This is a genomic window from Caulobacter sp. GW821-FHT09B08 (assembly GCF_059418225.1).
In genome coordinates this window covers 884727-890764 of sequence record NZ_JBWKPL010000002.1, presented here as the reverse complement: position 1 = coordinate 890764, position 6038 = coordinate 884727, and the positions used below count along the sequence as shown (strand labels likewise).

Annotated in this window: 6 protein-coding genes; 5 read left to right on the top strand and 1 reads right to left on the bottom strand. The window is 67.3% G+C overall.

The features are described 5' to 3' along the window. Positions 1 to 92: 92 nt before the first annotated feature. Positions 93 to 611, bottom strand: coding sequence for a GNAT family N-acetyltransferase (locus AC07OA_RS10500; protein WP_494663736.1), 519 nt, complete (start codon positions 609 to 611; stop codon positions 93 to 95). A gap of 141 nt (positions 612 to 752) precedes the next feature. Between AC07OA_RS10500 and secG the strand changes: the two genes are divergently transcribed. The 5 genes from secG to eno all read left to right on the top strand — a co-directional run bounded on the left by secG (position 753) and on the right by eno (position 5956). Further along, positions 753 to 1286 (top strand): preprotein translocase subunit SecG, encoded by a 534-nt coding sequence (gene secG / locus AC07OA_RS10495; protein WP_494663735.1) that lies wholly within the window; start codon positions 753 to 755, stop codon positions 1284 to 1286. Between the two features lie 121 nt (positions 1287 to 1407). Continuing rightward, positions 1408 to 3060 carry a CTP synthase gene (gene pyrG, locus AC07OA_RS10490; protein WP_494663734.1) on the top strand — a complete coding sequence of 551 codons (1653 nt, stop codon included), beginning with the start codon at positions 1408 to 1410 and terminating at the stop codon, positions 3058 to 3060. A 116-nt stretch (positions 3061 to 3176) separates the two neighbouring features. After that, positions 3177 to 3359, top strand: a complete 183-nt coding sequence (rpmF, locus tag AC07OA_RS10485) for a 50S ribosomal protein L32 (protein ID WP_007671126.1) — start codon at positions 3177 to 3179, stop codon at positions 3357 to 3359. Between the two features lie 185 nt (positions 3360 to 3544). Next, positions 3545 to 4561, top strand: coding sequence for a retroviral-like aspartic protease family protein (locus AC07OA_RS10480; protein WP_494663733.1), 1017 nt, complete (start codon positions 3545 to 3547; stop codon positions 4559 to 4561). A gap of 114 nt (positions 4562 to 4675) precedes the next feature. Next, positions 4676 to 5956: a phosphopyruvate hydratase gene (eno, locus tag AC07OA_RS10475; RefSeq protein WP_494663732.1), complete on the top strand. Its 1281-nt coding sequence runs from the start codon at positions 4676 to 4678 to the stop codon at positions 5954 to 5956. The last annotated feature ends 82 nt before the right edge of the window (positions 5957 to 6038 follow it).

The window sequence follows — 6038 nt, the reverse complement described above, 5'->3', positions numbered from 1 at the left end:
CGGAGGACGCCGCACGCACGCAGCTCTTCCCCCTATGGGGGAAGACGACCGCGAAGCGGTCCGTAGGGGGCAAGTGCATCGCGCCGAGCGCCTTAAAACAACAACCCAAACAGCCGGCAGTCCCGGCGTTCGCCGTCACGGTCCACATGGCCCTTCAGATAGCCTTCCTGCTCGAAACCCAGCTTCTCCAGCACCTTCTCCGAGCGATTGTCGCCCACATGGGTGCGGGCGATCATGCGCTTCAGCCCCAGGGACGAGGCGCAGTGGGAGAGGAGGGCGGTGACGGCTTCGGTGGCGTAGCCTTGGCCCCAGCCCTCGCGGGCGACGATGAAGCCCAGCTCGCCGCGATGGTGGCGCCAGTCCAGGTCGACCAGTTCGCAATAGCCCAGGAAGGCGTTCGTCGCGGTCAGGCGGATGGCCCAGTACAGCGCCTTGCGCTCGGCCATCTCGGCCACCTGGGCCTCGACGGCGGCCTGGACCTCGTCGGGATTCTCGATGGCGGCGCGGTCCCAGTGGGCCATCACCTCCGGATCGCTCATGAACGGATAGACGAAAGGGGCGTCCTCGACGGTCAACGGCGTCAGGCTAAGGCGTTCGGTCTCGAGGATCATGCGCGAGAAAGGACCCGAGTACGGACTTGAGTGGGGGCGGTTCGTCCCCAGCTATGGCGCGGGGCCGTCTCAAGTGATAGAGGGGCCGCTTCGTTTTTCGCGACGGAAGTGTCCGTCGCCCGGATCGAGATCGATTTAGACATGCTCATCGGCGCACTGCTGACCATCAACATCCTCGTTTGCATCGCCCTGATCTGCGTGGTGCTGATGCAGCGCTCCGAAGGCGGCGCGCTCGGCATGGGCGGTGGCGGCGGCGGTTTCATGACCGCCCGCGGCGCCGGCGACCTTCTGACCCGCACGACCTGGATCCTGTTCTCGATCTTCCTGATCATCAGCCTGGCCCTGACGATCCTGACCGGCCGCATGGGCTCGGGCGCCTCGGTGGTCGAACGCCTGAAGCTGGACGGCCTGGACAGCAAGACCCTGAACGCCGCGCCGCTGCCGGCCGCGCCGACGGCTCCGGCCCCGACGACCCTGCCGGCCGCTCCCGCGCCCTCGACCAGCGCCCCGGCCTCGCTGGACGCTCCCGCGCCGCAACTGAACGCCCCGGCCCCGACCATCTCGGCCCCCAAGCCGGTCGCCCCCGCCGCCAAGGCTCCGGCCGCCGCCAAGGCCCCGGCCTCGGTTCCGGTGGTCAGCGCCCCGGCCGCGACCTCGGAAAAGCCGGCCCAGTAAGGGCTGGCTGCGAGTTTCTGTCGATGCCGAGCCGTCCCCGCCGGGGGACGGCGCATTCTTTCTGTGAATGAACCTCGGTCTTTTCACCGGCGATGGCGAATCACGGCTAATCTGAGCGCCCATGACGCGGTACATCTTCATCACCGGCGGCGTGGTTTCCTCCTTGGGAAAAGGCCTCGCCTCCGCAGCGCTGGGCGCTCTCCTGCAGGCTCGCGGCTACAAGGTTCGCCTTCGTAAGCTCGACCCCTATCTCAACGTCGATCCGGGCACGATGTCCCCGTATCAGCACGGCGAGGTCTTCGTGACCGACGACGGGGCCGAGACGGACCTGGACCTGGGCCACTACGAGCGCTTCACCGGCGTGTCGGCCACCAAGGCCGACAACATCACCACCGGCCAGATCTACAAGACGATCATCGAGAAGGAGCGCCGCGGCGACTATCTGGGCGCGACCGTCCAGGTGATTCCGCACGTGACCAACGAGATCAAGGACTTCGTCCTGTCGCCGGCGCTGGACGAGACGGGCGAGAAATCGGTCGACTTCGTGCTGGTCGAGATCGGCGGCACGGTGGGCGACATCGAAGGCCTGCCGTTCTTCGAGGCCATCCGCCAGCTGCGCCAGGACCTGCCGCGCGGCCAGAGCTGCTACGTGCACCTGACCCTGCTGCCGTTCATCAAGACGGCCGGCGAGATGAAGACCAAGCCGACCCAGCACTCGGTCAAGGAGCTGCGCTCGATCGGCATTCAGCCCGACATCCTGCTGTGCCGCTGCGAGCAGGACATCCCGGTCGAGGAAAAACGCAAGATCGCCCAGTTCTGCAACGTGCGCCCCAGCGCCGTGATCCAGGCCATGGACAGCGCCTCGATCTACGCGGTGCCGATCGACTATCACAAGGAAGGTCTGGACGCCGAGGTGCTGGACGTGTTCGGCATGAGCGACGCGCCCAAGCCCGACCTGTCGCGCTGGGAAGCCATCGACCAGACCGTCCAGCATCCCGACGGCGAAGTGACCATCGCCGTGGTCGGCAAGTACACCGTCCTGAAGGACGCCTATAAGTCCCTGATCGAGGCCCTGCACCACGGCGGCCTGGCCAACAAGGTCAAGGTCAACCTGGACTGGGTCGAGAGCGAGACCTTCGAGGGCGATCCGGGCGCGGCCGCCGCGCGGCTCGAGAACGCCCACGCCATCATGGTGCCCGGCGGCTTCGGCGAGCGGGGGGCCGAGGGCAAGATCCGCGCCGCCCAGTTCGCCCGCGAACGCAAGGTGCCGTACTTCGGCATCTGCTTCGGCATGCAGATGGCGGTCATCGAGACCCTGCGGAACGTGGCCGGCATCACGGACGCCTCGTCCAGCGAGTTCGGCCCGACCGAGCGTCCGGTGGTCGGCGTCATGACCGAGTGGATCAAGGGCAACGAGACCGTCCAGCGTCGCTCCGGCGACGACCTGGGCGGCACCATGCGCCTGGGGGCCTACGAGGCCGTCCTGACCGCCGGTTCGAAGGTGGCCCAGATCTACGGCTCCACCGACATCAGCGAGCGTCACCGCCACCGCTACGAGGTCAATATCGGCTACGCCCACCTGATGGAGGACGCCGGCCTGAAACTGACCGGCCGCTCGCCCAACGGCGTGCTGCCCGAGATCGTCGAGCGCGAGGACCATCCATGGTTCATCGGGGTGCAGTATCACCCCGAGCTGAAGAGCCGTCCGTTCGCCCCGCACCCCCTGTTCGCCAGCTTCATCGCGGCGGCCAAGGAGCAAGGACGACTGGTCTAACAAGCGCGGTTGCATCTCCGAAGAGATTCGGGCATAAGCGCGCCCTCACGCGGCGGCCTGGGCATTCCCCGAGTCGCCGCTTCCGATTTTCACGCTCAGCGAGCAGAGTCACTTCGATGGCCGTTCCCAAAAGAAAAACTTCGCCTTCTCGCCGGAACATGCGCCGGTCGCACCACGCCCTGGGCGCCAATTCCTTCGTGGAAGACAAGGACTCGGGCGAACTGCGCCGTCCGCACCACGTCGACCTGAAGACCGGTCTGTACAACGGCAAGCAGATCCTGACGCCGAAGGAAGACTAAGGTCTTTCCGGCCCGTTTCGGCGGGCCACAGGACGAAGCCTGAAAGGCGGCGGTCTCCGGACCGCCGCCTTTTCGCTGTTTGGCACTATTCCCCAAGCGGCGTGGCCGCTCCCGTGCTTGCAATGACCGGTTATCGACGCCGCTGTCGAAAAACCGTGTTATCTTGACGGCAGGGAGATTCACCCATGCTCACACGCCGAAACCTAACGGCGGGACTGGGATTGTCGCTGACGGCCGGCCAGGCCTGGGCTCGATCCACGACGCCCGAACCTCTGCTGAAGACGTCGCTGCAGACGCCGTCCGTCACCACGCCGCCGCCGCTCGCGCCCCCTGCGGCCGCCGAGCCGCCGACCGTCTTCCTCGACACCGCCCTGGACGAGATCGACCGCATGACGGTCGAGGTGTTCATCAACGGGCAGGGGCCTTTCGCCTTCGTCGTCGACACGGGGGCCGACCGCAGCGCCCTGTCGATCCCGCTGGCCACCCGGCTGGGCCTGCAGCCCGGTCGCGACGTGATGCTGCACGGCGTCGGCGGCTCGGCCCTGACCCCCACGGCCAAGGTGCCGCTGATGACGGCCGGCGATTCCCGCATCAAGGACGCCGAGCTGCCGGTCCTGCCGTCCGAGCGCCTGGGCGTCGACGGCCTGCTGGGCGTCGACATGCTGGAGCGGGCCAATGTGGTCATGGATTTCCGCCGCAGGCGGCTGGAAATCCGCCGCAGCACCCAGTTCGCCCCGGCCTTTCCCGGCGTGCGCGAGGTCTCGGTCGTGGCCGACGACCGCTTCGGGCGGCTGGCGGTCGCCAACGCCCGGGTCAGCGGCGTGCGCTGCGTGGCTTTCATCGACAGCGGCTCGGGCGCCAGCATGGGCAACATGGCCCTGGCCGAGGCGATCAAGCTGCGGGTGCGCCGAAAGCCCGAGCCGTCCATGGCCCTTCGGCTGATCGGCGCGGCGGGCGAGGCGACGGTCGGCGAACTGCGGGTGGTGCGGTCGATCGAGATGGGGGCGCTGCGCATGACCAACCTGCCGTTGGTCATGGCCGACCTGCATATCTTCGACGTCTGGAACCTCAACAACCGCCCCGCCGTGCTGCTGGGCGTGGACGTGCTGAAGATGTTCGCCCGGGTCGAGCTGGATTTCGGGTCGGATCGGGTGAAGTTCCGCCTGGGCAAGGGCTGGGCGCCGCCGGTCCTTGAGGCCTGAACCTTCGCTTGCGAGGACCTCGAACGCACGTTCGTTCGGGCGATGAGCGGTCGCGCCGGTTGCGGTTCGAGGGCGGCGCCGCTAAGGGGAAGCGCCTTTTGAAAGGGAGCTCCCATGACCGAGATCGTCGACATCATCGCCCGCGAAATCCTCGATAGCCGCGGCAATCCGACGGTCGAGGTCGACGTCGTCCTCGAAGACGGCGCCTTCGGCCGCGCCGCCGTGCCCTCGGGCGCCTCGACCGGCGCTCACGAAGCGGTCGAAAAGCGCGATGGCGACAAGGGCCGCTACGGCGGCAAGGGCGTGAAGGCGGCGGTGGACGCGGTCAACGGCGAGCTGTTCGACGCCCTGTCGGGCGTGGACGCCGAGGACCAGCGTCGCGTCGACAACCTGATGATCCAGCTGGACGGCACCCCCAACAAGAGCCGCCTGGGCGCCAACGCCATCCTGGGCGTCTCGCTGGCCACCGCCAAGGCCGCCGCCGAGTCGGCCGGCCTGCCGCTCTACAAGTATGTCGGCGGCGTGAACGCCCGCGTGCTGCCGACCCCGATGATGAACATCATCAACGGCGGCGCCCACGCCGACAATCCGATCGACATCCAGGAATTCATGATCCTGCCGACCGGCGCGAAGGAGTTCCGTGAAGGTCTGCGCATGGGCGCCGAGATCTTCCACAGCCTGAAGAAGGCCCTGAAGGACGCCGGCCACAACACCAACGTCGGCGACGAGGGCGGCTTCGCCCCGAACCTGGCGTCGGCCGAAGCCGCGCTCGACTTCATCGTCAAGGCCGGCGAGAAGGCCGGCTACAAGGCCGGCGAGGACTTCGTCCTGGGCCTGGACGTGGCCTCGACCGAGTTCTTCAAGAACGGCAAGTACGAGCTGGAAGGCGAGGGCAAGTCGCTGAGCCCCGACCAGATGGTCAAGTACCTGGAGGACCTGGCCGGCAAGTTCCCGATCCTGACGATCGAGGACGGCATGGCCGAGGACGACTTCGACGGCTGGAAGCTGCTGACCGACACCCTGGGCAAGAAGGTCCAACTGGTCGGCGACGACCTGTTCGTGACCAATCCCAAGCGCCTGCAGATGGGCCTGGACAAGGGGCTGGCCAACTCGATCCTGGTCAAGGTCAACCAGATCGGCACGCTGTCGGAAACCATCGACGCCGTCGAACTGGCCCATCGCCACGGCTACACCAGCGTCATGAGCCACCGCTCGGGCGAAACCGAGGACAGCACCATCGCCGACCTGGCGGTGGCCCTGAACTGCGGTCAGATCAAGACCGGCTCGCTGGCCCGCTCGGACCGCACCGCCAAGTACAACCAACTGCTGCGCATCGAGGAAGCCCTGGACGACCAGGGCGTCTACGCGGCTCGCGCGGCGTTGAAGGGCCGCTAAGGCGCCCCGGAACGACGACGAAAGGCGGCGCTTCGGCGCCGCCTTTTTTCGTTTCGGATGTTCCGATTCTGGGGATCGCCAC

Bases quoted from the DNA above. Each gene is read 5' to 3' on its own strand.
- eno (WP_494663732.1), top strand. From the start codon at position 4,676: ATGACCGAGATCGTCGACATCATCGCCCGCGAAATCCTCGATAGCCGC.
- rpmF (WP_007671126.1), top strand. From the start codon at position 3,177: ATGGCCGTTCCCAAAAGAAAAACTTCGCCTTCTCGCCGGAACATGCGC.
- pyrG (WP_494663734.1), top strand. From the start codon at position 1,408: ATGACGCGGTACATCTTCATCACCGGCGGCGTGGTTTCCTCCTTGGGA.
- secG (WP_494663735.1), top strand. From the start codon at position 753: ATGCTCATCGGCGCACTGCTGACCATCAACATCCTCGTTTGCATCGCC.
- AC07OA_RS10480 (WP_494663733.1), top strand. From the start codon at position 3,545: ATGCTCACACGCCGAAACCTAACGGCGGGACTGGGATTGTCGCTGACG.
- AC07OA_RS10500 (WP_494663736.1), bottom strand. From the start codon at position 611: ATGATCCTCGAGACCGAACGCCTTAGCCTGACGCCGTTGACCGTCGAG.